Genomic DNA, 25,146 nt, shown 5'->3' on the forward strand with positions numbered 1-25,146 from the left:
CCCCCGTCCGGTGACATTCTGTGATGGGCTGTCGTCGTGCAGCCCGTGACAGGTGGCAACAGCCGGGGGCAGGGATGACGACACCATGGTTGCATATCGTCGGGATCGGTGAGGACGGGCTGGAGGGGTTGACGCCCGCGACACGGGCGGTGATCGAGGCGGCGGAGGTGATCATCGGCGGGGACCGCCATGACAGCCTGCCCGGGACAGTGCGCGCCGAACGGGTGGACTGGCCGCATCCCTTCGACGCGCTGATCGAGGTCCTGCAGGGCTATGCGGGGCGGCGTGTGGTGGTGCTGGCCACCGGTGATCCGCTGTGGTTTTCCGTCGGGGCCCGGATCGGGCGGGCGATTGACCCGGGCGACATCGTCTATCACCCGCAGCTGTCGGCGTTTCAGCTGGCCTCGGCCCGGATGGGCTGGTCCATGGCGGATCTGGAGACGCTGACCGTGCATGGTCGGCCGGTGGAACAGATGATCGCCTTCATCCAGCCAGATGCGCGACTGGTGATCCTGACCACGGGCGAGGATACGCCGGAACGGATCGCGCGCTTTCTGAGCGAGCGCGGCTTTGGACGGTCGCGGATGACGGTCTTCGCTAGTATGGGCGGCGCGGAGGAGCAACGTTTCGACGGTGCGGCGGAGAGCTGGGCGCACCGGGTGCCCGCCTTCAACACTCTGGCGGTGGAGTGCATCGCCGCGCCAGAGGCCGCGCTCTTGCCGCGCGTCCCGGGGTTGGCGGATGACCTGTTCGAAGCGGACGACACGATGACCCGGCGCGAGGTGCGGGCGGTCACGCTGGCCAAGCTGATGCCGATGCGCGGGGCGCTCCTGTGGGATATCGGGGCGGGCTGCGGTTCTGTCTCGGTCGAATGGATGCGGGGCGCGCGCTATGCCCGGGCGGTCGGGGTCGAACCCCGGGCGGACCGTCGGGCGATGGCGGCGGCCAATGCTTTGGCGCTTGGGGTACCGGGGCTGCGCCTGATCGACGGCGAGGCGCCCGCGGCGCTGGCGGAACTGGACCGGCCCGACGCGATCTTTGTCGGTGGCGGGCTGAGTGATGCGGTCTTCGAGGCCTGCTGGGCGGCGCTGAAACCCCTCGGCCGGTTCGTCGCCAATGCCGAGACGGCGGAATGCGAGGCGGTGATGCTGCGGCTTCAGTCGCGGGTCGGGGGCGAGCTGTGCAAAGTCCAGGTCACGCGGGTCGAGGGGTCCGGGCCCCCGTCCGAATGGCGCGCGGAGGCGCCGGTTACCCAGTGGAGCCTGGTGAAGCGGTAGTTTCCAAAACGCCGCTATTGCCCTGTGGGGCGGGAACACCACCTTTTCGGGAAACGGTTTGGTGCGGCGGTTTAACTTGACCGTTACGTAAGCTGGGGCATCCTGATGGCGGAGGGCTGATCATGACGACGTATCTGTCAAAGGAAATCCAGGACGGGCTTGCCGCTGCGCGGGCCAGGGCCCTGCGCAAGTCGAAGCGTCTTCGGGTGATGGTCGATGGTGTCGCCTATCCGATCCTGCGGCTGGAGGAGCATGGCTTTGTCGTCCCGCTGGAGGATATGCCGCGGCTGCGGGGTCTGGTCGATGTCTACGATGGCGCGCGGCACCTGTGGCAGTGCCTGATCGTGGCCTCCGCCGAGGAGGGCGGGGAGATGGCCTATGAGTTCAAGCGCCAGACCGCCGCGCTGGACGGTCCGGCCGCGGATTTCGAACGGGATCCGGACGCGCCGAAGGCTTTGATTCCCCGATTCTGACTGTGCATTCGTATAGTGATTCGCCGTTGGAAACGTTCGTTCCGGCGGATTTTCCCGATCCGGAGTTCCCCGGAACAGGGAAATTTATGTGACATTGCAAATTGTTTCCTTGGAAAATAACTCCCGGTGCGTCTCTGGGTTTGACAGACCCTTGTTGTAGCGTCATCTTTTTGCAACGCGGCGCCCGGTGCCGCTGTGATCGGAACCCGGAAAACGGGTCTTGGGGCGGAACGCTCCGGGTCGACCGCACGGGGCGTCCATTGATGACGGGAGGATCAAATGTCATTCATGAAAACCGCAATCCGCGGTCTTGCCGCTGCGACCCTGCTTGCCGGGACCAGCACCCTTGCGATGGCCCAGGAGGTCACGCTGAAGATGCACCAGTTTCTGCCTGCGCAGGCATCGGTGCCGCGTCTTGTCCTGGACGTCTGGGCGGACAAGATCGAGGCCGAGTCCGATGGTCGCATCAAGATCGACCGCTACCCGGCCATGCAACTGGGCGGCAAGCCGCCGGAACTGGTCGACCAGGTGATGGACGGCGTGGCCGATATCATCTGGACCGTGACCGGCTACACGCCGGGCCGTTTCCCGCGCTCCGAAGCCTTCGAGATGCCCTTCACCATGACGACCGGCGAGGCGACCAGCCGGGCCTACTGGCAGTACGCCGAGAAGCACATGCTGGACGCGGACTTCAAGGATCTCAAGATGATCGCCGTCTGGGTGCATGGCCCGGGTCTCATCCACTCCAAGAAGCCGATCACGACCGTCGCTGACCTGAACGGTGTCAAGCTGCGCGCCCCGACCCGTGTGACCAACAAGATGTTCACCGACATGGGCGCCACCACCGTCGGCATGCCGGTTCCGGCCGTGACCGAGGCGCTGTCCAAGGGCGTGATCGACGCGACCGTGATCCCGTGGGAAGTGACCACCGCGCTGAAAGTGCCGGAACTGGTCGAGAACCACACGACCTTCCCGGGTCAGGGCCTTTACACCACGACCTTCATCTTCGCGATGAACAAGCAGAAGTACGAGGCGCTGCCTGACGATCTGAAAGCCGTCATCGACGCCAACTCCGGCGAGGAATTCTCGGCCTTCGCGGGCAAGGAGATGCAGGCGGCCGACGATCCGGCGCACAAGGTCGCGATGGAGCGCGGCAACAACATCATCGCCTTGACCGACGAACAGCAGCAGGAATGGAAAGATGCGGCGGCGCCGATCGAAACCTGGTGGATCGAAGAGATGAGCTCCAACGGGATCGACGGGCAGGCCCTGCTTGACGAAGCCAAGGCGCTGATCGAGAAAAACTCCATGTGAGTTCGGGGGGCCGCGCCAAAGGTGCGGCCCCGTCGCGCCGGGCCTTCGGGCCCGGCGTCTTCTTTTCGGGTGGGGAGCAGACCGGAATGGCACAGATATTTCTGAAACTGGCGCGGTTCGCTGCGATCCTCGGGGGGATCGTGCTGAGCGCCCTGATCCTGCTGACCGTCTTCTCGGTCTCGGGGCGCGGGTTGAATACATTCGGGCATTTCCTGCTGGACAACGGCCTGATGACCGGGATGGCGCAGAGCATGCTGGATGCCGGTGTCGGTCCGGTTCTGGGCGATTTCGAGCTGGTCGAGGCCGGGGTGGCCTTCTGCATCTTTGCTTTCCTGCCGCTGGCGCAGATCACCGGTGCCCATGCGACCGTCGATATCTTCACCTCGCAAATGTCGCCCAGGGTCAATCGCATCCTGACCATGCTGTGGGACGTGCTGTTCTGCGTCGTCCTCATCGTCATTGCCTGGAAGCTCTACGAGGGGATGGCGGGCAAGATGCGGTACAATGAAACGACGATGCTGCTGCAGTTCCCGGTCTGGTGGTCCTATGCGATTTCGCTGGCTGCCGCTGTCGTCGCGGCGCTCGTCTCCGTCTATGTCGCCGGGGCGCGGATCGCCGAAGTGGTCACCGGGCGCACCTATCTGATCATCCAAGGGGGGGCGCATTGATGAGCAACTTCGACGCCGGTCTGCTTTCGTTTGCCATTCTGCTGCTGCTGATCTTCCTTCGGATGCCGATCGGTCTTGCCATGTTCTCGGTCGGGATGGGGGGGCTCTTCTATGTCACGGGCGGGACGGTGGTCGCGCTGGCGCGGTTGAAATCGGAAACCTTCTCGACCTTCTCCTCCTATTCCCTGTCAATCGTGCCGATGTTCCTGCTCATGGGGCAGTTCGCCACCCTCGGCGGAATGAGCAAGGCGCTGTTCAAGGCGGCGGAAAGCTGGCTGGGCCATCTGCGGGGCGGTGTGGCCATCGCCGCGATCGGCGCCTGTGCGGGCTTTGGCTCGATCTGCGGGTCGTCGCTGGCGACGGCGGCCACCATGGGGCAGGTCGCCCTGCCCGAGATGAAGCGCTACGGCTATTCCGGGGGCTTTTCCTCGGCCACGCTGGCGGCGGGCGGGACGCTCGGCATTCTCATTCCGCCCTCGGTGATCCTGGTGATCTACGCGATCCTGGCGGAACAGAATATCGCCAAGCTGTTCCTTGCGGCCTTCATTCCCGGCATCCTGGCTGCGGTCGGCTACATGATCACCATCGCAATCTATGTGCGGCTGAACCCCGACAGCGCAGGCACCCGGCCGCCGGTGCCGATGGCGGAGCGGATCTCCTCCATGGTGGACGTCCTGCCGGTGGTGATCGTCTTCGTGACCGTGGTGGGCGGCATCTACATGGGCCTCTTCACGCCGACCGAAGGTGCGGCCGTCGGGGCTGCTGGCACGGGGCTGATCGCGCTGTTCAATGGTGGGCTGCGTGGGCGGGCCTGGCTGGACAGTTTCTATGCCACGGCCAAAAGCACGGCGATGATCTTTTTCATCGTGCTGGGGGCGGCGGTCTACAACGGGTTTCTCGCGCTGACGCAGGTGCCGCAGGAACTGGCCGCCTGGGTGGCCGACAGCGGGTTCAACCCCTGGATGGTCCTGGTGATGATCCTGATGCTCTATCTGATTTTCGGCTGCGTGATGGACAGCCTGTCCATGATCCTGCTGACGATCCCGATCTTCTTCCCGATCGTGTCCGGCCTGGACTTCGGCCTGTCGGCAGAGGAATTCGCGATCTGGTTCGGGATCATCGTGCTGATCGTGGTCGAGGTGGGGCTGATCACGCCGCCCGTGGGGATGAACCTGTTCGTCATCAACTCCATGGATCGGGAGACGCCGATCGTGCAGACCTACAAGGCGGTGATCTACTTCGTCACTTCCGACCTGCTGCGGGTCGTGCTGCTGGTGCTCTTCCCCGGCATTTCGCTGGTGCTTCTGCGGATCCTCAATTGATCCTCGGGTGATCTTGCCGAGCGGAAAGCGGCGGGCCATTGGCCCGCCGCTTCCAAGTCGGGATCAGGCCGCGGCAGAGGCGGCGGTGTCGAGGTGCGCCAGGGCGTCCTCGGGGGTGATCCAGTCGAGGCCCTGTGCCTCCGCCACCGGCGGGCAGGTGACCTTGCCGCCCGCGACGTTGAGACCGGCGCGCAGGTGCGGGTCCCGCTCCAGCGCCTGTTTCACACCCAGATCGGCGATGCGCAGAAGATGCGGCAGCGTCGCGTTGTTGAGCGCATAGGTCGAGGTGCGCGCCACACCGCCGGGCATGTTCGCCACGCAGTAATGGATGATCCCGTCGACCTCGTAGATCGGGTCGGCGTGGGTGGTCGGGTGGGAGGTTTCAAAGCAGCCGCCCTGGTCAATCGCCACATCCACCATCACGGCACCGGGCTGCATGTCCGAGAGCATGGCGCGGGTGACAAGCTTGGGCGCGGCGGCCCCGGGGATGAGGACGGCACCGATGATCAGGTCGGCGGTGCGGGAGAGGTCTGCCAGGGCGGTGGCGGTGGAATAGACGGTGTGGACGCGACCGGCGAACTGGCGGTCGATATCTTCCAGCACGTCATGGGAACGGTCCAGCACGGTAACATCCGCGCCCATCCCGACGGCCATTTGCGCCGCGTTGCGTCCCACGACGCCGCCGCCGATCACGAGAACCCGCGCCGGGGCCACCCCGGGCACGCCGCCAAGCAGCACGCCCCGCCCGCCCTGCGCCTTTTCCAGCGCATGGGCCCCGGCCTGGACCGAGAGGCGGCCGGCCACCTGGCTCATCGGGCGGAGGAGGGGGAGGCCGCCGCCGGGGCCGGTCACGGTTTCATAGGCGATGCAGGTCGCGCCGCTGTCCATCAGATCGCGGGTCTGTTCGGGATCGGGCGCGAGGTGGAGATAGGTGTAAAGCGTCTGGCCGGGGCGGAGCCGCTGGCGTTCGACGGCCTGGGGTTCCTTGACCTTCACGATGGTGTCGACCTGGGTGAAGAGCGTGTCGACATCGGTGATGGTGGCGCCCGCCGCCTCATAGGCCGCGTCTTCCGCGCCGATCCCGTTGCCCGCGCCGGCCTCGATCCACACGTCGTGACCGTGTGCGACCAGTTCGGCCACGCTTTCGGGCGTCAGACCGACGCGATATTCATGGTTCTTGATTTCCTTGGGGCATCCGATACGCATCCTGATCCTCCGGTTGCGAGTGGGCGTTTGCTGTGTGCGTTCAGCGAAACATGGCTGGCGCGCAAATGTATCGGGAAATTACCGGCCCGGGATGGGTTTCGGGGGAGGATTCGGCGCTACTTGACCAGGTACTCGAAGATTTCACCGGATTTCCAGATATGTCGTGAATGCTGTCCCTTTTCCTTGGAGACCTTCATTCCACCGCCGAAACCAAAGGGGCGCCCCGAAGGACGCCCCAGAAGTCCGGCACAAAAGGGCCGGATGGGGGGAGCGATTACCCAGCTTGACCGCCCGGCAGGATCACGCGGTCGATCACGTGCACAACCCCGTTGGACTGGTCCACATCGGCGGTGGTGACGGTGGCGACGCGGCCGTTTTCGTCTTTCAGCTTCAGCTCGCCGCCTTCCATGTAAGCTTCGAGCGAGCAGCCACCGACCGTCGGCACGACATGCATGCCGCCATCATCGGCAATCATGCCCGCGATGTCGGTGGAGAAGGCTTCGGTTGCGACAACGTGGCAGGTCAGGATCTGCTGCAGCTGTGCCTTGTTGCCTTCTTCCAGCAGCGCGTTCAGCGAGGCTTCGGAAATCATGCCGAAGGCGTCGTTCGTCGGGGCGAAGACGGTGAAGGGTCCGTCGCTCATCAGGGTTTCGGCCAGACCGGCGGCTTTCACGGCCGCGACCAGTGTGGTCAGGTTCGGGGCGGCGGATGCGTTCTCGGCGATGGTCATGTCAGCCATCATCGGCGCGCCACCGACCGTGGGGTTTTCGGCAGCAAAGGCTGCGGTTGCAATGCCTGCGGCGGCGAGGGCGGTAAACAGTTTGGTTTTCATCATCTTTCCTCCGTTTATGCGATCGGGAAGTCATCGTCCCGTTCATGCCCAGAGGTACGGCCTGAGGCGGAGGGTGGTTTCAAATCAGACCGGATTTTTTGCTCACGGATTGGTGAGGGTCCGTTAGTGCACTGTAATCTCTCGCTGATTTTCTTTCATCTCTGACCGGAAAATCTCCGCCAGCAGGAACCGCGCGTCCCGCATCCTGAGGACCGGCGCGGCGTGTTTCATCTCCTGCCGCGCTTTGAGGAGGATGGGGTTGCGCTCCATCTCCCGCCTCTGGGCCGGGGGCAGGGCACAGAGCGCCTGCGGACCGGGGAAGAAGGTTTCGGCGGCGACCCCGTTGGCGCGGATCACCGCGTGGGTCTGGCACATGAAATGCACGTAGGTGACATGCGGCGCGGTCCGGTCGATGCGGCCGAGCGTGCCGACGAAGGCGGCGGCGGGCAGCAAGACGCGGTGCGATCCGAAGTAGAACTCTGCCAGCCTGTGCCGGAAGTGGATCAGATGGTTGCGCGACACGATCAGGTTGCCCCCCACGCCCCGGCGACTGACCCCATCGGCGGGCAGGACCACCGGGGCGATGGTCGATCGGGCGCGGGGACCGAAGACCGAGAGGTCGATCACGCGGGAGGATGTCCAGATGATCTGGTGGGGCACGCCGTGGATGTCCTCGATCAGGTCACCGGCCCTGAGATCCCGCGCGGGTCGTCGGCCGCCGGGGACGGAGATCATGGTGTCGGCTTCGAAGCAGACGGGAGTGAACAGCGGATAGGGGGTCGCATCCATGTCGACCACCAGCGCCACAGCCCCGAGCAGGTTCGGGTCACCGGCGGGGTAATGGAAGTATATCTGCCCGTTGGCCTCGAAAGAGACGACGTCGACAGCCGTGCCGGTGGCGACGATACCGACACCGGGCACAAAAACACCCGGTGTCGCAGTTCCTGAGCCGACGTAGGTCAACGCCTGCCCCTCGAAAGTGGCGATACCGTCATCTGACGGCCCCAGGGTTCCGTCGTCATCCACAAGGGTACCTGAACTCGGGGCTCCGAAATCGCCCAGAACGATCGTCTGGGGGCCGGAGATCAGCTGAACCGTCAGAAGCGCCCCGTCATAGGGCACGACGTCTATCGTAACACTTCCCATGTAACCACTCACTCATTACAGACCAAAATACTCGGTACGCGACGGAGGGTTGATGGCGGGGCCATTCCGGACCAACGGGTCCGGCCCTCACTTGTCTTCAGGGCAACGGCCCTGTCCCTTCACGATGGTTGATAACCATGCCGAAAACGCGGCGATATTCGTCCGCTCTGCGGAAAACTTCATGCTGCTGTGCGGCAAGATAATGAATTTAAATAAAATTATTTCCGTCGAATTTGGGTGGCTGGAGTGGAAAGATACCAGGGCGGATGTGTTCCGTTGGGAAATTTCGCTGGTTTATTCTGTTGAGATTCAACGATATTTCACCAAGACGAAAAGTGACCAAAAAATGGTTAACATCCGCAACCATTGCATTTTCCTGCCTTGTTTCCGCTTTGCCTTCGCCTCGTTTCGCAGATGCGGAAAAATTGCAGGAATGTCGGAAATCGTCAGATTCTCTGTCCCTGTCTGAGATTTATTCTTGGATTCAATAAGTTGTCATCGTGATCCGCCGAAATATACATCGGCAGATCACCATTGAAACGTTTACGAAGACTCAGCCAAGGAGGCGGCGGGCGATCACCTGGGCCTGAATTTCGGCCGCTCCTTCGAAAATATTGAGGATCCGCGCGTCGCAGAGCAGGCGGCTGACCACATACTCAAGAGCGAATCCATTGCCGCCGTGAATCTGCAGCGCGTTGTCGGCGCAGGCCCAGGCGACTCGCGCGCCGAGGAGCTTGGCCATACCGGCCTCCAGGTCGCAGCGGCGGTCGTTGTCCTTTTCATAGGCGGAGAAATAGGTGAGCTGCCGGGCCACGGCGATTTCCACCGCCATCATCGCCAGCTTGCCTGAGACGCGGGGGAAATTGGCAAGCGGCTGGTCGAAGGCCTTGCGGTCCAGCGCGTATTGCAACCCGACGTCCAGGGCCGCCTGGGCGACACCGATGGCGCGGGCGGCGGTCTGGATGCGCGCGGCCTCGAAGGTGCGCATCAGCTGGCGGAAGCCCTGGCCTTCTGTTCCGCCGAGGAGGTTTTCACCCTTCACGTGGAAATTGTCGAAGCCGAGCTCGTATTCCTTCATGCCGCGATAGCCGAGGACCTCGATCTCGCCGCCGGTCATGCCTTCGGTCGGGAAGGGGTCTTCGTCGGTGCCGGGGGTCTTTTCGGCCAGGAACATGGACAGGCCATTGTGGTCGGTCGAGTTCGGATCGGTCCGGGCCAGGACGGTCATCACATGGGTCCGGGCGGCATGGGTGATCCAGGTCTTGTTGCCGGTCAGCTTGTAATCGCCGTTCTCGTCCTTCGTCGCGCGGGTGCGCAGCGAGGCAAGGTCGGAGCCGGTGTTGGGTTCGGTGAAGACGGCCGTGGGCAGGATCTCTCCGCTGGCGATCTTGGGCACCCAGTAGGATTTCTGCTCGTCGGTGCCGCCGCCGAGGATCAGTTCGGCCGCGATTTCCGACCGGGTGGCGAGGGAGCCGACACCGATGTAACCGCGCGACAGCTCTTCGGAGACAACAACCATGGAGGCCTTGGAGAGCCCGAACCCGCCGAGGTTTTCGGGGATCGTCAGGCCGAAGACACCCATTTCGGACAGCTCCTCGATGATCTCCATCGGGATCAGTTGGTCCTTGAGGTGCCATTCATGGGCATGGGGTTCGACCTTTTCCACGGCGTAGCGGCGGAACTGGTCGCGGATCATCTCCAGCTCCTCGTCGAGGCCGGAGGCGCCGAACATGGTGGCGCCCTGCTGTTCCACCATCAGCGCGGCGAGGCGGGAGCGGGCGGCCTGGGTGTTGCCGGACTGGCAAAGCGTCATCACCGCGTCGACCATCAGGCCACGCTGGTCATCCTGGCTGAGGCCCATGTCCTGCAGGCGGACGATTTCGTTCTGGGACATCTGGATGCCGCCGTAGATCTGCCAGAGGTATTCGCCAAAGGCGATCTGGTGGATCAGCTGCTCCAACTCGCCGAATTTGCCCTCGCCGGAGAGCTTGTCGGCCCATTTCTGCATCTGGCGCAGCGACTCGACATAGGTCGCCAGCCAGGCGAGGCCATGGGTCGCGGTCTGGTGGCGTTCGACCGCCGGGGTGGTGATCTTTTCGCCGCCGTCCAGGACCATGGCGCGCACGCTGGCCCGGGCCTTTTCCATCAGCCCCTCCGCCGGTGCGATGGCTGCGCCGGTCAGTTTGAGAAGTTCGGGAAGCACCGTATTGCCCGCCCCGGTCATGTCCTGTCCATCATGTGCCATGAATCATCCCTTGTCTGCTTACTCTGGGCCATACCTACTTTGCAGGTGCAGCGCAACTTATATGCGCCCGCAGCGCACGTGGCGACCTAATATTGCGCGGTTGATTTTCCAGTGGCAGAGCGTCGCAGGGCCGCGTATCGGGTTGGAATGGATTTTCTGACCGATCTCGTCGCGCCGTCCGCATTGATCGCCTGCCTCTGTGTCGGCCTTGTCGCCGGTGTCATAAAGGGCATGGTGGGCTTTGCCATGCCGATGATCATGATCTCGGGCATGGGGAGTTTCGTGTCGCCGGAGCTGGCGCTGGCAGGGCTGATCCTGCCGACCCTGACGACCAACGGCTGGCAGGCGCTGCGGCAGGGCGGGCGGGCCGCCTGGGCGACGGTGGTGCGATTCCGCAGTTTCCTGATCGTCGGGTTCGTAGCACTGGTGATTTCGGCGCAGTTGGTGCGGGTGCTGCCGGCGCAGTTGATGCTGCTGATGATCGGGGTGCCGATCGTGCTGTTCGCAGTGACGCAGCTGATGGGCAAGGCGCTGACGCTTGGCGACAACCCGCCGCGCTGGATCGAACTGGCGATTGCGGGGTTTGCCGGGTTGATCGGCGGGTTCTCCGGCGTCTGGGGGCCGCCGACGGTGGCCTATCTGACGGCGCTGAACGTGCCGAAAGTGGATCACGTCCGGGCGCAGGGGGTGATCTATGGGCTGGGGGCGGCGGCGCTGTTCGGGGCGCATGTGGGCAGCGGCGTGATCAATGCGCGGACTTTGCCGTTTTCGGCGCTGCTGGTGATCCCGGCGCTGATCGGCATGTGGATCGGGTTCAAGGTGCAGGACCGGATTGACCAGAGCGCGTTCCGCAAGGCGACACTGCTGGTCCTGCTGATTGCTGGCGGGAACCTGGTGCGGCGCGGGGTGATGGGGTGAGTGCGTTGCAAAGAGTGTTGCGACCAAATTGACCATTCGTTGGGCCGCGCACTGGTCCGTACTTCAAATACTATCGACGCGCCGATGTCCTGGACCTCAGGATGTCAGCCCCTCGGTCGGGCATTGGTCCAGGATCTTGCGCGCTGCCGCTCCGCCGTGGACGGTGAAATCCTGCCGGACGATCATCCGGTCCTCCAGCCAGACCTCCATCGACCAGAGGCCAGGGGCGAGTTCATAGTCGAACTCGAAATAGAAATAGCGCGCGGAATAGATGCCGCCGGTCAGCTCGGAAGGCCAGCTTTCCGTATCCCTGTAACCCGGACCGAAGGAGGGGTGGCGGGTGACCATGGTGACGATCCGTTCGCCCATCTCCTCCTCGGCGAGCATGCGGATGCCGAAAGCGGTGCCAAGCAGGGCGGGCACCTGGTCGGTCGCGATGTCGAAGGTGATGGGATCGCCGCCGCGCCGGATGCGGCCGGCGTTGGTATCGGGCGCCTCGACGTCCACGCCCTGGGGCCGGTAATCGCAGATCACGCCGAATTCGAGGGCCACGATCGGGGCGGCGGTCATGTTCTCCGACGCGAGGGCGGTCGTGCCACAGAAAAGCGCCCCGCCGATGAGGGCGAGGCGCTGAAGGACTGTCGCAAGCCCGGTCATCAGCCGATAGCCGCGGCTTTCACGTCGTCGTCGATATAGGGCAGGTACTGGGCGAAGTTCTCGGAGAACATGTTGACCAGTTTCTTCGCCTGCCCGTCGTAGGCGGCCTTGTCTTCCCAGGTCGCGCGCGGGTCGAGCAGGGTGGCGTCGACGCCGGGCACGGTGACCGGCACTTCGAAGCCGAAATTCGGATCCTTGCGGAAGGTCGCGTCGTTGAGCGATCCGTCCAGCGCGGCGGTCAGCAGGGCGCGGGTCGCCTTGATCGGCATGCGCGACCCCTGACCGAAGGCGCCGCCGGTCCAGCCGGTGTTCACCAGCCAGCAGGTCGCGCCGTGCTTGGCGATCTTTTCGCGCAGCAGGTTGCCGTAGGCTTCCGGACGGCGCGGCATGAAGGGCGCGCCGAAGCAGGTGGAGAAGGTGGGCTCGGGCTCGACCACGCCGCGTTCGGTGCCGGGGGTCTTGGAGGTGAAGCCGGAGAGGAAGTGGTACATCGCCTGCGCGGGCGTGAGACGCGAGATCGGGGGCAGGACCCCGTAGGCGTCGCAGGTCAGCAGGATGATGTTCTTGGGATGGCCACCAAGCGCGGTGTCCGAGGCGTTGGAGATATAGTCCAGCGGGTAGGCGCAGCGCATGTTCTCGGTCAGGGAGCTGTCTTCGAAGTCGAGCTCGAAGGTCTCCTCGTCGTAGACCATGTTCTCGATCACCGTGCCGAACATGGAGCAGGTCGCGTAGATCTCCGGCTCGGCCTCGGCGCTGAGGTTGATCGTCTTGGCGTAGCAGCCGCCTTCGAAGTTGAAGGTGCCGCGATCGGACCAGCCGTGTTCGTCATCGCCGATGAGCGTGCGGTTCGGATCGGCGGAGAGGGTCGTCTTGCCGGTGCCCGACAGACCGAAGAAGATCGCGGTATCGACCGGGTTGTCCTTGGCATGGTTGGCCGAGCAATGCATCGGCATCACGCCCTTGTCCGGCAGGATGTAGTTGAGCAGGGTGAAGACGGATTTCTTGTTCTCGCCCGCATATTCGGTGCCGCCGATGAGGATGAGCTTCTTGTCGAAGTTCATCGCGATCACGGTCTCGGTTCGGCAGTTGTGACGCGCCGGATCGGCGTTGAAGGAGGGGCAGTTGATGACGGTGTATTCCGCCAGGAAGCTGTCCAGCGCCGCGCGCTCGGGGCGGCGCAGCATGTGGCGGATGAAGAGGTTGTGCCAGGCCAGTTCGGTGACCATGCGCACGTTGATCGAATAGGCCGGATCGGAGCCTCCGACGAGGTCCTGGACATACATGTCCCGGCCCTTCATGTGCTCCAGCATGTCGGCATAGAGGTTGTCGAACCCTTCGGGCGACATCTCCTTGTTGTTTTCCCACCAGATGGTGTCGGCGACGTTGTCGGTGCGCACGACGTGCTTGTCCTTGGGGGAGCGACCGGTGAACTTGCCGGTGGAGACCAGGAAGCTGCCGCCCTGGCCCAGGTTGCCTTCGCCGTTTTCAAGCGCGGCCTTGATCAGCGCAGGTTCCATTAGGTTGTAATAGACATTGCCCAGCCCCTCGATCCCTTGATCCTCGAGGCGGAATTGGGGGTTCACCCGTCCAAATGTCATGTGGCAAGCTCCTGTCGCTACGCTGATACGGTGCCTCCTCTGCCGGGGGCTCGCAGGGGCGAGGCGGTCACGGCACACCGATGGCGGCGCTCTTAACATGTCGTTTGCGGGGATGAACAGGACGCTTTGACTCAGTTAGCGCCACCACGTAACATTTAGCGCAATCACCAGCTTTTCCGCCTGACGCCGGGTCCGGTTCCGGAGACAATTCAGGCAATTCTAAGACATTTTCGCCACAATCAAACCGAGAGCGCGAGGGCGATTCGCGTTTTAGGATTGATTGTAAAGGCTGAAAACGCGATGAAGGAGGAAAAACAAGCCAGAACGCTGAGCAGCATAAGGAAAAAATGCGATGTCTAAGATCGCCCTGGTCGACGACGACAGGAATATTCTGACGTCCGTCGCGATTACCCTTGAGGCAGAGGGATTTGAAGTCGAAACCTACAACGACGGCCAGGCCGCGTTGGATGCTTTCAACAAGAAACTACCCGATATGGCCGTGCTGGACATCAAGATGCCCCGCATGGATGGCATGGACCTGTTGCAACGCCTGCGGCAGAAGACCTCCATGCCGGTGATCTTTCTGACGTCCAAGGACGACGAGATCGACGAGGTTCTCGGCCTGCGCATGGGCGCGGACGATTACGTCAAGAAACCCTTCAGCCAGCGCCTGCTGGTCGAACGTATCCGCGCGCTGCTGCGTCGGCAGGATGCGATCGGTGGCGAAGTCGTGCCCGAGACCGAAGAAACCAAGGTCATGGAACGCGGCAACCTGCGGATGGATCCGCTGCGCCACGCGGTGGCCTGGAAGGGGATGGACGTGTCGTTGACCGTCACCGAATTCCTGCTGCTGCAGGCCCTGGCGCAGCGCCCCGGCTTCGTGAAATCGCGCGATCAGCTAATGGATGTGGCCTATGACGATCAGGTCTATGTCGATGACCGCACAATCGACAGCCACATCAAGCGGCTGCGCAAGAAGATGCGGTCGGTCGATCCGGAATTCTCGGCGATTGAGACGCTGTATGGTATCGGATACAGATACAACGAAGAGTGATGGCACTCGCCGAGGGGATCAGCTTGCGCGACGGCACGCCTGACAAAGGCGGGGACGTGGTGCTTGGCGACGACTTCGTCGCGCCGAACGCCACCGTCGCCGAAGAGCTCCGCCAGCGGCGGGAGCGGCGGGGGCTTTTCTCGTTAAAAGCCTCCCCTCTGACGCGCAAGATCATCATCTTCAACCTTATCGCGCTCAACGTGCTGGTGGCGGGGATCCTCTATCTCTCCGCCTCCCGCGACAGCCTGGTGACACAACGCGCCGCCAGCCTGGTGAGCGAGGCGGACCTGCTGGCCGATGTCTTCGAGGTCCGGCAACCGGGTGGCGCGACGGGCTTTGGCCCCGGCGAGACCGGCGTTGTCGTGTCGACGCTGGACGGGGTGAGCCTGCGCAAGGGGGTCGATGCCTATATCTTCGATGCCGGTGGCGCGCTGATCGGGCGGAAATCCGGCACGGTGGAAAACACCGTCGCCCGGGCGGTCGACCCGGCGGATGACAACACGATCATCATAGATTTCCTGACCATGCTTTGGAACGGCATGACCTCGGTCTTTTCCTCCGGCAAGCGGGAGGCGCCGCAGGTGCCGGTAGAGGTGCAGGCGCAGGAGCTGGTGCAATCCACCCTGGGCGGCAAGACCCAGATCAGCATCGGGCGCGGTGACAGGGGTAGTTTCCTGGCCGTGGCCTCGCCCATCATGGTGAACGGGCAGGCGGTCGGTGTCGTGGCGCTTGCCTCCTCCGCGGGGGAGATCGACGCGGTAGTGCGCGCCGAACGGGAACGCGTGCTGGAGATGTTCGTGATCGCGACGCTGGTGTCCATCGGGCTGAGCCTCGTACTGGCCTCGACCATCGCCAACCCGCTGGCCGATCTGGCGGCGGCGGCGGAGGTCGGGCGCGACAAGGAGAACAAGAAGGTGACCCCGGCGCGGGTGCGCATCCCCGACCTGACGGCGCGGCCGGACGAGATTGGGCGGCTTTCGGGCGCGTTACGCGGCATGGTTTCGGCGCTGTATGAACGGATCGACGCCAACGAACAATTCGCCGCGGATGTGGCGCATGAGATCAAGAACCCGCTGGCCTCTCTGCGCTCGGCGGTGGTGACCCTGCGCCTGGCCAAGCGCGACGATCAGCGGACGCAGTTGCTGGACGTGATCGACCATGACGTGCGGCGTCTGGACCGGCTGGTCAGCGACATCTCCAACGCCTCGCGCCTGGACAGCGAGTTGGTCAAGGAAGAGCAGGAAGCCTTCGATCTGGTGATGATGCTGAGGAACCTCAGCGAATATCTGGGTCAGCAGGCCTCGGACAAGGGGATCGACTTCATCTCCGACCTGCCGGGTGAATCCATCGTGCTGCGCGGGCTGGAGGCCCGGCTGGCGCAGGTCTTCGTCAACCTGATCACCAATGCGATCAGCTTTTGCGAGGATGGTGACGCGATCCGGGTCTGGGTGCGGCGGCGCGAAAACCGCGTGCTGGTGGTGGTCGAAGATACCGGGCCCGGTATTCCCGACAATGCGCTGCAGAAGATCTTCAAGCGGTTCTATTCGCATCGTCCGGCCAATGATTTCGGCAATAACTCCGGCCTCGGGCTGGCGATCTCCAAGCAGATCGTCGAGGCGCATGGCGGCGTCATCTGGGCCGAGAACATTCGCCCGACAGATGCCGACATCACCTCCGATCCGCTCGGCGCGCGGTTCGTCGTCGGCCTGCCGATCTGAGGGGCGGTCGGGTGGCTCCTCCTCCCGATCAGATGACGGTTCATGCCAGCGCGGTCACGGTTGCGGGGCGCGCGGTTCTGATCATGGGCGCCTCCGGCTCGGGCAAGTCGGGGCTGGCGCTGACGCTGCTGGCCTATGGGGCGCAACTGGTGGCGGATGACCGGGTTATCCTGACGCGCGTCGGGGAGGGGCTGCGCGCCACTGCGCCAGCGGCGATCCGCGGCGGAATCGAGGCGCGGGGCGTGGGTCTGCTGCGGGCCGAGGTGGCGGAGGACAGTCCTGTCGCGCTGGTCGTGATTATGGACGAAATGGAAACAGACCGTCTCCCGCCGCGCCGCAGCAAGAAACTTCTGGGGATTTCGCTCCCCTTGCTTCACAATACTGGCAATGCGCTTTTCGCACCTGCCATCCTGCAATATCTCAAAGCCGGGATATTCACCGACCAGAGAGAACCATGGGGAAGCTGAGCCGCATCCTGGACGCCCAGTCCGCCGACCGCCGGGTCCTTGTGACCGGGCCGTCCGGTGCCGGGCGGACGACGGCGATCCATGCGCTGGAAGACCTGGGGTTCGAGGCGATCGACAATATCCCGCTGTCGCTGGTGCCGAGGCTGCTGGAAGGCACGCCGGGGGCACGGCCCATGGCGCTTGGCATCGACGTGCGGAACCGGGATTTCTCGACCACCGCACTGGTCGAGGTCATTGATACCTGGGGCGCGGACCGGACCCGGCCTTTGGAAGTGCTTTACCTGGATTGTGATGCGGATGTGCTGGTCAACCGGTTTTCGGAAACGCGGCGTCGGCATCCCATGGCCCCGGCCGAAACCCCGCGCGATGGCATCGACCGGGAGATGGACCTGCTGGCCCCGATCCGCAACCGGGCGGATATCCTGATCGACACCACAGGCCTTTCGCCGCATGACCTGCGCGCGGAGATGGGGCAGTGGTTCAGCGCCGACGAGGGCCGGACCCTGTCGGTCTCGGTCCAGAGTTTCAGCTACAAGCGCGGGCTGCCCCGGGGGTTGGACATGGTGTTCGACACCCGGTTCCTGAACAACCCCTACTGGGAAGAAAGCCTGCGCGGCTTCACCGGTCTGGATACGGAGGTTCAGGGCTACGTGACGTCAGATCCACGGTTCGCGGAGTTCTTTGGCAGGGTCAGTGACCTGATGATGATGCTTCTGCCCGCCTATGTCGAAGAAGGCAAAAGCTATTTTGCCATTGGCTTCGGGTGTACCGGGGGGCAACACCGTTCCGTTACAATGGCGGAACGTCTGGCGAAGGGCCTTGCAGAAGGTGGCTGGCAAGTGTCAATTAGGCATCGAGAGCTCGAACGCCGCGGTGCGGCACGAGCCTGAGGGTTGGGGATGGGAAAGAGCAGCGCGCTACTTGCCAAGGATCAGCAACGGGACAGCGTCCTGCCCGCGATCGGTATCGTGATCGTGGCGCATGGGGGCTTGGCCCGCGAATACCTGTCGGCGGTCGAACACGTCGTGGGACCGCAGGACGGGGTGCGTACCGTCTCCATAGACGCCAATCATGACAGGCCTGCGAAACAGGCGGAGATTTGTGCCGCGGCGGATTCCGTCGATCTGGGCGGCGGGGTCGTGGTGGTGGTGGACATGTTCGGCGGGTCACCTTCGAACCTGGCGCTGATGGCCTGTCGGCCGGATGACCGCCGGATCCTCTACGGGGCGAACCTGCCGCTGCTGATCAAGCTGGCGAAATGCCGCCACAAGCCCCTGGCAGATGCGGTGCGTGCCGCGACCGAGGCCGGGCGCAAATACATCGACAGCCAGAACGTCAGTATCCAGTAAGACCATGTCCCAGACCGTGCGCCGTGTGTTGAACATCGTGAATGAAAAAGGCCTGCATGCGCGGGCCTCGGCCAAGCTGGTCGAAGTGGTGGAAGCCTTTGATGCGCGGGCGGAGATCTGCCGTGACGGCATGACGGCGGGTGGCGATAGTATCATGGGCCTTTTGATGTTGGCAGCGTCCAAGGGAACCTCTATTGAGGTCGAAACCTCCGGCCCGGATGCGGATGCGCTGGCCGATGCGCTGGAGGCTCTCGTGGCCGACAGGTTCGGCGAAGACATGTAGACCCGGGGACCGAGGGTCCCGGGCAGGTAGGCGAGGGGGCCACAGGTGGTAGACAGCTCTCAGAACCGGACGGATTTCGCGCAACGTGATCGTTCCCGTGACGAGGTGTCCGAGGATAACCTGACCTTCACCAAGTATGATCGTCGGTCGCTGACCTATTCGACCTCGTTCGAGGACCCCTGGCGGCGCAATGTCATTCGCGCCATCGAATGGATGACCGGCAAGGTTTCGATCATCCGGATGATCCGCAAGTTCGAAAAGCGCGGCGCGCCGCAGGGCCAGGCCTTCTGGCGGGCGACGCTGGACGTGATGGGGATCGACCTGCTGACCCCACAGGCGCAGCTGGACAAGATCCCGAAAGACGGCCCGGTTGTCGTTGTGGCCAATCATCCGCATGGCATGGTCGACGGGATGATCTTTGCCGATCTGATCGGGCGGGTGCGGAACGACTACAAGATCCTGACGCGGCAGCTGCTGACAGGGATCGACGAGGTCGCGTCGAGCTATATGATCCCAGTGCCCTTTCCCCATGATGCCGATGCACAGCGCAAGTCGGTGGAGATGCGGGCCAGGGCCATGGCGCATCTGAAGGAGGGCGGGATCGTCGCGCTCTTCCCGTCGGGTGTGGTTGCGGCCTCCAAGACGATGTTCGGCCCGGCGATCGAGGCGGAGTGGAATGTCTTTACCGCGCAGCTGATCCGCCGCTCCGGCGCGCGGGTGGTGCCGATCTTCTTTCCCGGGGCGAACAGCCGCTGGTACCAGATGGCCAACCAGATCAGCCCGATCCTGCGGCAGGCCTTTCTGCTGCACGAGATCGTGCACAGCTGCAACAAGCCGCAGGCCCCGATCGTGGGCGACCCGATCAGCGAAGAGCGGATGGAGATGCTCACCTCCGATCCGCGCGGCTTCATGGCCTGGTTGAGGGAGCATACGCTGGCGCTTGGCGGTGCTGTGCGGGCGTGACGGGCTGATCCGGATCGGGATTAACAGTCGATCAAGGGCTTTGGACGTTAAATATGGGTCTTGCCCGGCGGCACGCCGGGCTGCGCTGACCTGCTCCCCTGGGGCGGCGTTGCCCTTGGTCTAGATAGGCACCCTCGAAGTTGTGGCAACGGCCGTCAGTGTTCGTACAGACGGCCCCAATGCTGCTTGCAGTCCGCTTCGTGCGGTTAGGCCACTCAACTCGCCCGGATCGCCCGGAAGGCGGCGGAGGCCAGCCAGCCCGCGGCGATCGCGATGGCGAGCGAGAGCAGGCCATAGACCAGCGGTTGTCTGCGCGACAGCGTGTAGAGCCAGCGTTCCAGCCCCACCTTGCGGACGTCGAGGTTCGTGTCGAAGCGCGACACCACATCCCCGTCGCGCAGCAGGAAGACACGGGCGTCATAGCTGCCTTCGGTCAGATCGGAGGGCAAGGTGATCCGGGTGCGGAACAGCGTCTGCTCGGCCACGCCCACAGTGTTTTCCAGCAGCTGGTAATGATCCTTTTCACTGCGGATGCGGATCAGCGCGTCGATATAGGCTGCGGGATGTTCGGTCATGGAGGCCGCGCCAACCGTGCGGATGGCGCGGGGAATGGTGATGGAATGGCGCAGATCCTCGGTCTGGCTGAGGATCTCGTTCAGCGGACCCGAACTGGCCACGGCGTAGAAGCTGGGGGCGGCGGGCAGGCGGACGGTTTCGGCATTGACCCAGATGCCAAGGCGGCGGGCCTTGTGGTGCAATGTGACCGGGGTCGAGGGGCCCGCGACGGTGACGATCACCTCCAGCGGCGGGTCGATGATCGGACTTTCGCGTTTGACGGCGCCAAAGATCAGCAGATCGGAGCCGTCGAAATTGGTGGTGATCCGGACCCGGTCCTGGCTGAGGCCGAGGACGATCCCCTCTTGCGCAGCGACCGGCGCGGCGAGGAGGAGGATGATCAGGGCGGCCAGACGTCTCATGCCGTGGTTCCGATCTCGTAGAGTTCGGCCGGCGGCAGCAGCAGGTCCAGGGCCAGCTTGCCGCAGACTGCCAGGACCAGCAGGGCGAGCAGGATGCGCAGCTGTTCGGCCTTCATCCGGGCGCCGATGCCGGTGCCGAACTGCGCCCCGATCACACCGCCCAGCAATAGGACGACGGCCAGGGCGATATCCACGGTCTGGTTGGTCACCGCATGGGCCAGGGTGGTGAAGCCCGTGACAAAGATGATCTGGAAGAGCGAGGTGCCGATCACGACCTTGGTCGGCATATGCAGCAGGTAGATCATGGCGGGCACCATGATGAAGCCGCCGCCGACCCCCATGATGGCCGAGAGCACGCCGACAAACATGCCGACCAGCAGCGGCGGGATCACGGAGATATAGAGGCCCGAGGTGCGGAAGCGGACCTTGAGCGGCAGGATGTAGATCCAGCCCCGTTGTCCGCGCGGCTTGCGCGGGGCGACGGTGCCGGGGGACCGTTTGGCGCGGCGCAGCGCGCGCAGGCTTTCGATGAACATCAGCCCGCCGACCGTGCCCAGGAAGATCACGTAACAGAGGTTCACCAGCAGATCGACCTGGCCCTCGCTGCGCAGGTAGTTGAAGACCACGACGCCCAGGGCCGAGCCGACCAACCCGCCGGACAGCAACACAGTGCCCATCTTCAGGTCCACAGTCTTGCGCCTGAGATGGGCCAGCACGGCAGAGATGGAGGAGGCGACGATCTGGTTGGCGGAGGTGGCGACCGCGACGGCGGGGGGAATGCCCACGAAGAACAGCAGCGGGGTGATCAGAAACCCGCCGCCCACGCCGAACATGCCCGACAGGATGCCCACGATGCCGCCGATCCCGAAAAGGAGAAAGACGTTCACCGAGACCTCGGCTATCGGCAGGTAGAGTTGCATGTCCCTACCTAAGCTCTCCGGCCGCACTGCCGCAAGCGGACAGTGCGTGTCAGCTCAGCGTTCCTTTACATAGGCTTGACCGCCGGCCTTTGGCGGAATGGCCTTGCCGACGAAGCCCGCGAGGATGACGACCGTCAGGATATAGGGCAGCGCATCCAGCAGCTGGACCTGGACCTTCACGCCGACGGTGTTCTCGATCAGGTCGGGGCGCAGGGCCACGGCCTGAAGGAAGCCAAAGAGCAGGGTGGACATCAGCGCGTACCATGGCCGCCATTTGGCAAAGATCAGCGCGGCGAGGGCAATGAAGCCCCGACCGGCCGACATGTCCTTGACGAAGCCCGCCTGCAGCGCCGTGGCGAGGTAAGCCCCGGCGATGCCACAGAGAACCCCGCAGATCGCCACGGCGGCATAGCGCAGCCCGACGACGGAGACGCCGGCGGTGTCCACGGCGGCGGGGTTTTCGCCCACGGCCCGCAGGCGCAGGCCGAAACGCGTGCGGTAGAGGGTCCACCACGTCGCGGGGACGGCAAAGATGGCGAGATATACGAGGATCGAATGGCCCGAGATCAGTTCGGAGTAGATCTGCATCAGCGGACCGGCTTCCTGAATGTCGCGGATGCGGGTCAGGGCGCCGGGCCATGTGATCCCCTCGAACCGGGCCGCGCCAGAAAGGGACGGCGTGCGCCCACCCTGGCTGAACCAGTCCTGCGCGATCAGCACGGTCATCCCCGCTGCGAGGAAGTTAATCGCCACACCGGAGATCAACTGATTGCCCCGGAAGGTGATGGAGGCGACGCCGTGCAAGGCGGAGAGGATCATCGAGGAGCCGATCCCAGCCAGCAGCCCGATCCAGACCGACCCGGACATATAGGCGATGGCGGCGGAGAAGAAGGCGGCGGCGAGCATCTTGCCCTCAAGCCCGATGTCGAAAATACCTGCGCGTTCCGAGAAGAGCCCGGCAAGGCAGGCCAGCAGCAGCGGCGTGGCGAGGCGGACGGTCGAGTCGAGGACCTGGATGATTGTGAGAAAGTCCATGGCTCAGCCCTCCTTCCGGCGCATGGCGAGGAAGAGGCGCTCCAGCGGCATCCTCACCATATTGTCGAGCGCCCCGGTGAAGAGGATCACCAGTGCCTGGATTACCACGATCAGCTCGCGCGGGATCGAGGTCCAGAGGGCCAGTTCCGCGCCGCCCTGATAGAGGAAGCCGAAGAGGATCGCGGCCAGTAGCACGCCAAAGGGGTGGTTGCGGCCCATCAGGGCCACGGCGATACCGATGAAGCCCGCGCCCTCGGTCATGTTGAGGATCAGCCGCTCGGCCTCGCCCTGGGTGGTGTTCACCGCCATCATCCCGGCCAGCCCGCCGGAGATCAGCATGGCGACGATGATGATCTTGGTGCCGGAGATGCCCGCGTAGTTCGCCCCGGTCTGGGACCAGCCATAGGCGCGGATCTCATAGCCCAGCTTGGTGCGCCAGATCAGCAGCCAGACAAGCACGCAGGCCAGCAGGGCCAAGAAGAAGCTGACATTCGCCGGCGCGCCGCGGAAGAGCGGCATGGCGGCGGTGGAGAACATGTCCTGGAAGGTGGGCAGATGCGTCGGTTCGGCGAATTTGGCGGTGGCCGGGTCCATGGCGCCGACCGGGCGCAGAATATTGACCAGAATGTAGTTCAGCAGGGCGGCGGCGATGAAGTTGAACATGATCGTGGTGATCACGATATGGCTGCCGCGCTTGGCCTGCAGATAGGCCGGGATCAGCGCCCAGGCCGCCCCGAAGAGCGCCGCGCCGATGGAGGAGCCGAGGATCGCCAGAGACCAGTGCGGCCAGGGGATGTAGAGGCAGGCCAGCGCCACGCCGAGCCCGCCGAGCATCGCCTGACCCTCGCCGCCGATGTTGAACATCCGGGCGTGGAAGGCGACGGCCACTGCGAGGCCGGTGAAGATGAAGTTCGTCGCATAATAGAGCGTGTAACCCCAGCCCGAGGAGCGCATCAGCGCCCCGTCGACCATCAGCTTGAAGGCGTCGATCGGGTTTTCCCCGATGGCGACGATGACCAGGGCCGACAGGACCGCCGCCAGCAGGAGCGAGATCAGCGGGATCAGGACCACATCGGCCCATGCGGGCATCTTATCCATGTTTCGGCGCCTCCCCGTGTTCGATCGCGTCGAGGTTTTCGTCGACGGCCTTGATGTCGGGCACGTCCGGTTCCTCGGAAATCCCGGCCATCAGCAGGCCCAACTCGCGTTCGTCTGCGGTGGCCGGATCGCGTTCGCCCATGATCTGACCGTCGAACATTACCGCGATGCGGTCCGACATCGAGCGGATCTCGTCCAGTTCGACGGAGACGAGGAGGATCGCCTTGCCCTCGTCGCGCAGGCGGATGATCTCCTGATGGATGAATTCGATGGCCCCGATGTCGACGCCGCGCGTCGGCTGCCCGACCAGCAGGAGGTCGGGGTTGTTCTCGATCTCCCGGGCGAGGACGATCTTCTGCTGGTTGCCGCCGGAGAAGTTCTTGGCCTTGAGCGCGGGGATCGGGGGGCGGACGTCGAACCGCTCCATCTTGCCCTCGGCTTCCTTGATGATCGCGGCGTTGTTCATCAACAGCCCGGTGCCCCATTCGGGGTTGCGGTGGTAGCCGAAGACCATGTTTTCCCAGGCGGTGTAATCGAGGATCAGCCCCTCGTCATGCCGGTCCTCGGGGACATGGCCGATGCCACGGGCGCGCCGCGACTGGCCGTCGGAATATTTGCCGGTCAGGTCGATCGCTTCGCCGTTCATGGTGATGGTGCCGGTGCCCGGCCGCATGCCGCCCAGCACCTCCATCAGTTCCGACTGGCCGTTTCCGGCGACCCCGGCGATGCCGTAGATCTCGCCCGCGCGGATGTCGAAGGAGACGCCCTTGACCCGTTCCACCCCCGCGCTGTCAGTGACGCGCAGATCCTTGACGGACAGAACGACTTCGCCGGGCGTGGCGGGTTTCTTGTCGACGCGCAGCAGGACCTTGCGGCCCACCATCAGTTCGGCCAGTTCCTCGGGGCTCGTCTCGGCGGTCTTGACGGTGGCGGTCATCTCGCCCCGCCGCATGACGCTGACGGTGTCGGTGTAGTCCATGATCTCCCGCAGTTTGTGGGTGATCAGGATGATCGTCTTGCCCTCTTTGCGCAGGTTATCGAGGATGCGGAAGAGGTGGTCGGCCTCGGCCGGGGTCAGCACGCCCGTCGGTTCGTCCAGGATCAGGATGTCGGCCTGGCGGTAGAGCGCCTTGAGGATCTCGACCCGCTGCTGGTGCCCGACCGAGAGGTCCTCGACCTTGGCATCGGGGTCGACGTTCAACTCGTATTCTTCGGCCAGCTGTTTCAGCGACTTGCGCGCCTTGGCGATCGAGGGCTGGAGCATCGCGCCATCCTCGGCGCCGAGGATCACGTTCTCGATGACGGTGAAATTCTCGACCAGCTTGAAATGCTGGAAGACCATGCCGATGCCCGCCGCGATGGCGGCCTGGCTGTCGGGGATTTCGGTCTTGTTGCCGTTGACGAAGATCTCGCCCTTGTCGGCCTTGTAGAAGCCATAAAGGATCGACATCAGCGTCGACTTGCCCGCGCCGTTTTCGCCGATAATGCCGTGGATCGTACCCGGCATGACGCGGATGGAGATGTCCTTGTTGGCCTGAACCGGTCCGAAGGCCTTGGATATGCCCTTGAGTTCAATGGCGGGTGCGGTCCCGGTCATCTGGTGCCCCTCGTTCATCAAAACAGGCC

General features: G+C 64.0%; 25 protein-coding genes. 14 read left to right on the forward strand and 11 right to left on the reverse strand.

Annotation, left to right across the window (positions count from 1 at the left end):
• Positions 1-74: 74 nt before the first annotated feature.
• The 5 genes from cbiE to ACFC2Y_RS16520 all read left to right on the forward strand — a co-directional run bounded on the left by cbiE (position 75) and on the right by ACFC2Y_RS16520 (position 5,054).
• Positions 75-1,277 carry a precorrin-6y C5,15-methyltransferase (decarboxylating) subunit CbiE gene (cbiE, locus tag ACFC2Y_RS16500; RefSeq protein ID WP_375175750.1) on the forward strand — a complete coding sequence of 401 codons (1,203 nt, stop codon included), beginning with the start codon at positions 75-77 and terminating at the stop codon, positions 1,275-1,277.
• A gap of 122 nt (positions 1,278-1,399) precedes the next feature.
• The gene (locus ACFC2Y_RS16505; RefSeq protein WP_375175749.1) at positions 1,400-1,750 is read left to right on the forward strand and encodes a hypothetical protein; all 351 of its coding nucleotides are present in this window, start codon (positions 1,400-1,402) and stop codon (positions 1,748-1,750) included.
• 279 nt (positions 1,751-2,029) lie between these two features.
• Positions 2,030-3,064 carry a TRAP transporter substrate-binding protein gene (locus ACFC2Y_RS16510; RefSeq protein ID WP_375175748.1) on the forward strand — a complete coding sequence of 345 codons (1,035 nt, stop codon included), beginning with the start codon at positions 2,030-2,032 and terminating at the stop codon, positions 3,062-3,064.
• 86 nt (positions 3,065-3,150) lie between these two features.
• Positions 3,151-3,732: a TRAP transporter small permease gene (locus tag ACFC2Y_RS16515; RefSeq protein ID WP_375175747.1), complete on the forward strand. Its 582-nt coding sequence runs from the start codon at positions 3,151-3,153 to the stop codon at positions 3,730-3,732.
• Positions 3,732-5,054 (forward strand): TRAP transporter large permease, encoded by a 1,323-nt coding sequence (locus tag ACFC2Y_RS16520; protein ID WP_375175746.1) that lies wholly within the window; start codon positions 3,732-3,734, stop codon positions 5,052-5,054. Before ACFC2Y_RS16515 ends, ACFC2Y_RS16520 begins: the two co-directional genes overlap by 1 nt.
• Positions 5,055-5,117: 63 nt before the next feature.
• Here ACFC2Y_RS16520 and ald read toward each other — a convergent pair whose 3' ends face one another.
• From ald to ACFC2Y_RS16535, 3 genes are all read right to left on the reverse strand, one after another.
• Positions 5,118-6,260: an alanine dehydrogenase gene (ald, locus tag ACFC2Y_RS16525; RefSeq protein WP_375175745.1), complete on the reverse strand. Its 1,143-nt coding sequence runs from the start codon at positions 6,258-6,260 to the stop codon at positions 5,118-5,120.
• A gap of 274 nt (positions 6,261-6,534) precedes the next feature.
• Positions 6,535-7,092, reverse strand: a complete 558-nt coding sequence (locus tag ACFC2Y_RS16530; protein WP_375175744.1) for a fasciclin domain-containing protein — start codon at positions 7,090-7,092, stop codon at positions 6,535-6,537.
• Positions 7,093-7,215: 123 nt separating this feature from the next.
• Entirely contained in the window at positions 7,216-8,238 is a 1,023-nt protein-coding gene (locus ACFC2Y_RS16535; RefSeq protein ID WP_375175743.1) for a Hint domain-containing protein, read from the reverse strand.
• Between the two features lie 52 nt (positions 8,239-8,290).
• On the opposite strand from ACFC2Y_RS16535, the gene ACFC2Y_RS16540 reads away from it, so the two are divergent.
• Positions 8,291-8,707, forward strand: a complete 417-nt coding sequence (locus tag ACFC2Y_RS16540; protein WP_375175742.1) for a hypothetical protein — start codon at positions 8,291-8,293, stop codon at positions 8,705-8,707.
• 84 nt (positions 8,708-8,791) lie between these two features.
• Here ACFC2Y_RS16540 and ACFC2Y_RS16545 read toward each other — a convergent pair whose 3' ends face one another.
• On the reverse strand, positions 8,792-10,483 hold the full coding sequence (locus tag ACFC2Y_RS16545; protein ID WP_375175741.1) for an acyl-CoA dehydrogenase family protein: 1,692 nt from the start codon (positions 10,481-10,483) through the stop codon (positions 8,792-8,794).
• A 147-nt stretch (positions 10,484-10,630) separates the two neighbouring features.
• On the opposite strand from ACFC2Y_RS16545, the gene ACFC2Y_RS16550 reads away from it, so the two are divergent.
• Positions 10,631-11,401, forward strand: coding sequence for a sulfite exporter TauE/SafE family protein (locus ACFC2Y_RS16550; RefSeq protein WP_375175740.1), 771 nt, complete (start codon positions 10,631-10,633; stop codon positions 11,399-11,401).
• A gap of 96 nt (positions 11,402-11,497) precedes the next feature.
• Here ACFC2Y_RS16550 and ACFC2Y_RS16555 read toward each other — a convergent pair whose 3' ends face one another.
• Positions 11,498-12,058 (reverse strand): DUF3859 domain-containing protein, encoded by a 561-nt coding sequence (locus ACFC2Y_RS16555; RefSeq protein WP_375175739.1) that lies wholly within the window; start codon positions 12,056-12,058, stop codon positions 11,498-11,500.
• A complete protein-coding gene (locus ACFC2Y_RS16560; RefSeq protein WP_375175738.1) occupies positions 12,058-13,656 on the reverse strand; it encodes a phosphoenolpyruvate carboxykinase in 1,599 nt (532 codons plus the stop codon). Before ACFC2Y_RS16560 ends, ACFC2Y_RS16555 begins: the two co-directional genes overlap by 1 nt.
• A 352-nt stretch (positions 13,657-14,008) precedes the next feature.
• Between ACFC2Y_RS16560 and ACFC2Y_RS16565 the strand changes: the two genes are divergently transcribed.
• From ACFC2Y_RS16565 to ACFC2Y_RS16595, 7 genes are all read left to right on the forward strand, one after another.
• Complete coding sequence (locus tag ACFC2Y_RS16565; protein ID WP_375175737.1) at positions 14,009-14,710, forward strand: response regulator; 702 nt, start codon at positions 14,009-14,011, stop codon at positions 14,708-14,710.
• Complete coding sequence (locus tag ACFC2Y_RS16570; protein ID WP_375175736.1) at positions 14,710-16,428, forward strand: sensor histidine kinase; 1,719 nt, start codon at positions 14,710-14,712, stop codon at positions 16,426-16,428. Before ACFC2Y_RS16565 ends, ACFC2Y_RS16570 begins: the two co-directional genes overlap by 1 nt.
• An 11-nt stretch (positions 16,429-16,439) precedes the next feature.
• Positions 16,440-16,895, forward strand: coding sequence for an HPr kinase/phosphorylase (locus ACFC2Y_RS16575; protein ID WP_375186460.1), 456 nt, complete (start codon positions 16,440-16,442; stop codon positions 16,893-16,895).
• A 5-nt stretch (positions 16,896-16,900) separates the two neighbouring features.
• Positions 16,901-17,785 (forward strand): RNase adapter RapZ, encoded by an 885-nt coding sequence (rapZ, locus tag ACFC2Y_RS16580; protein WP_375175843.1) that lies wholly within the window; start codon positions 16,901-16,903, stop codon positions 17,783-17,785.
• Positions 17,786-17,794: 9 nt separating this feature from the next.
• Entirely contained in the window at positions 17,795-18,244 is a 450-nt protein-coding gene (locus tag ACFC2Y_RS16585; RefSeq protein WP_375175734.1) for a PTS sugar transporter subunit IIA, read from the forward strand.
• Between the two features lie 4 nt (positions 18,245-18,248).
• The gene (locus ACFC2Y_RS16590) at positions 18,249-18,527 is read left to right on the forward strand and encodes an HPr family phosphocarrier protein (protein WP_375175733.1); all 279 of its coding nucleotides are present in this window, start codon (positions 18,249-18,251) and stop codon (positions 18,525-18,527) included.
• Positions 18,528-18,632: 105 nt separating this feature from the next.
• The gene (locus ACFC2Y_RS16595) at positions 18,633-19,490 is read left to right on the forward strand and encodes a lysophospholipid acyltransferase family protein (protein ID WP_375175842.1); all 858 of its coding nucleotides are present in this window, start codon (positions 18,633-18,635) and stop codon (positions 19,488-19,490) included.
• 215 nt (positions 19,491-19,705) lie between these two features.
• Here the strand turns inward: ACFC2Y_RS16595 and ACFC2Y_RS16600 are convergent, their stop codons facing one another.
• From ACFC2Y_RS16600 to ACFC2Y_RS16620, 5 genes are read right to left on the reverse strand one after another with little or no spacing between them, the layout of a single operon-like run.
• Positions 19,706-20,467: a TIGR02186 family protein gene (locus tag ACFC2Y_RS16600; RefSeq protein ID WP_375175732.1), complete on the reverse strand. Its 762-nt coding sequence runs from the start codon at positions 20,465-20,467 to the stop codon at positions 19,706-19,708.
• Entirely contained in the window at positions 20,464-21,387 is a 924-nt protein-coding gene (locus tag ACFC2Y_RS16605) for a sulfite exporter TauE/SafE family protein (RefSeq protein WP_375175731.1), read from the reverse strand. The genes ACFC2Y_RS16600 and ACFC2Y_RS16605 overlap by 4 nt, the downstream gene beginning before the upstream one ends.
• A gap of 54 nt (positions 21,388-21,441) precedes the next feature.
• Positions 21,442-22,422, reverse strand: a complete 981-nt coding sequence (locus ACFC2Y_RS16610; RefSeq protein ID WP_375175730.1) for an ABC transporter permease — start codon at positions 22,420-22,422, stop codon at positions 21,442-21,444.
• 3 nt (positions 22,423-22,425) lie between these two features.
• Positions 22,426-23,520, reverse strand: a complete 1,095-nt coding sequence (locus ACFC2Y_RS16615; protein ID WP_375175729.1) for an ABC transporter permease — start codon at positions 23,518-23,520, stop codon at positions 22,426-22,428.
• Complete coding sequence (locus ACFC2Y_RS16620) at positions 23,513-25,117, reverse strand: ABC transporter ATP-binding protein (protein WP_375175728.1); 1,605 nt, start codon at positions 25,115-25,117, stop codon at positions 23,513-23,515. The genes ACFC2Y_RS16615 and ACFC2Y_RS16620 overlap by 8 nt, the downstream gene beginning before the upstream one ends.
• Positions 25,118-25,146: the final 29 nt, after the last annotated feature.

The organism is Pseudooceanicola sp. (genome assembly GCF_041987405.1).
Taxonomy (GTDB): domain Bacteria; phylum Pseudomonadota; class Alphaproteobacteria; order Rhodobacterales; family Rhodobacteraceae; genus Pseudooceanicola.

Bases quoted from the DNA above. Each gene is read 5' to 3' on its own strand.
- ACFC2Y_RS16570 (WP_375175736.1), top strand. From the start codon at position 14,710: ATGGCACTCGCCGAGGGGATCAGCTTGCGCGACGGCACGCCTGACAAA.
- ACFC2Y_RS16590 (WP_375175733.1), top strand. From the start codon at position 18,249: ATGTCCCAGACCGTGCGCCGTGTGTTGAACATCGTGAATGAAAAAGGC.
- ACFC2Y_RS16545 (WP_375175741.1), bottom strand. From the start codon at position 10,483: ATGGCACATGATGGACAGGACATGACCGGGGCGGGCAATACGGTGCTT.
- ACFC2Y_RS16505 (WP_375175749.1), top strand. From the start codon at position 1,400: ATGACGACGTATCTGTCAAAGGAAATCCAGGACGGGCTTGCCGCTGCG.
- ACFC2Y_RS16615 (WP_375175729.1), bottom strand. From the start codon at position 23,520: ATGGATAAGATGCCCGCATGGGCCGATGTGGTCCTGATCCCGCTGATC.
- ACFC2Y_RS16530 (WP_375175744.1), bottom strand. From the start codon at position 7,092: ATGAAAACCAAACTGTTTACCGCCCTCGCCGCCGCAGGCATTGCAACC.
- ACFC2Y_RS16565 (WP_375175737.1), top strand. From the start codon at position 14,009: ATGTCTAAGATCGCCCTGGTCGACGACGACAGGAATATTCTGACGTCC.
- ACFC2Y_RS16515 (WP_375175747.1), top strand. From the start codon at position 3,151: ATGGCACAGATATTTCTGAAACTGGCGCGGTTCGCTGCGATCCTCGGG.
- ACFC2Y_RS16560 (WP_375175738.1), bottom strand. From the start codon at position 13,656: ATGACATTTGGACGGGTGAACCCCCAATTCCGCCTCGAGGATCAAGGG.
- ACFC2Y_RS16555 (WP_375175739.1), bottom strand. From the start codon at position 12,058: ATGACCGGGCTTGCGACAGTCCTTCAGCGCCTCGCCCTCATCGGCGGG.
- ACFC2Y_RS16540 (WP_375175742.1), top strand. From the start codon at position 8,291: ATGGCGGGGCCATTCCGGACCAACGGGTCCGGCCCTCACTTGTCTTCA.
- cbiE (WP_375175750.1), top strand. From the start codon at position 75: ATGACGACACCATGGTTGCATATCGTCGGGATCGGTGAGGACGGGCTG.
- ACFC2Y_RS16610 (WP_375175730.1), bottom strand. From the start codon at position 22,422: ATGGACTTTCTCACAATCATCCAGGTCCTCGACTCGACCGTCCGCCTC.
- ACFC2Y_RS16585 (WP_375175734.1), top strand. From the start codon at position 17,795: ATGGGAAAGAGCAGCGCGCTACTTGCCAAGGATCAGCAACGGGACAGC.
- ACFC2Y_RS16510 (WP_375175748.1), top strand. From the start codon at position 2,030: ATGTCATTCATGAAAACCGCAATCCGCGGTCTTGCCGCTGCGACCCTG.
- ACFC2Y_RS16600 (WP_375175732.1), bottom strand. From the start codon at position 20,467: ATGAGACGTCTGGCCGCCCTGATCATCCTCCTCCTCGCCGCGCCGGTC.
- ACFC2Y_RS16520 (WP_375175746.1), top strand. From the start codon at position 3,732: ATGAGCAACTTCGACGCCGGTCTGCTTTCGTTTGCCATTCTGCTGCTG.
- ald (WP_375175745.1), bottom strand. From the start codon at position 6,260: ATGCGTATCGGATGCCCCAAGGAAATCAAGAACCATGAATATCGCGTC.
- ACFC2Y_RS16550 (WP_375175740.1), top strand. From the start codon at position 10,631: ATGGATTTTCTGACCGATCTCGTCGCGCCGTCCGCATTGATCGCCTGC.
- ACFC2Y_RS16620 (WP_375175728.1), bottom strand. From the start codon at position 25,117: ATGACCGGGACCGCACCCGCCATTGAACTCAAGGGCATATCCAAGGCC.
- ACFC2Y_RS16605 (WP_375175731.1), bottom strand. From the start codon at position 21,387: ATGCAACTCTACCTGCCGATAGCCGAGGTCTCGGTGAACGTCTTTCTC.
- ACFC2Y_RS16535 (WP_375175743.1), bottom strand. From the start codon at position 8,238: ATGGGAAGTGTTACGATAGACGTCGTGCCCTATGACGGGGCGCTTCTG.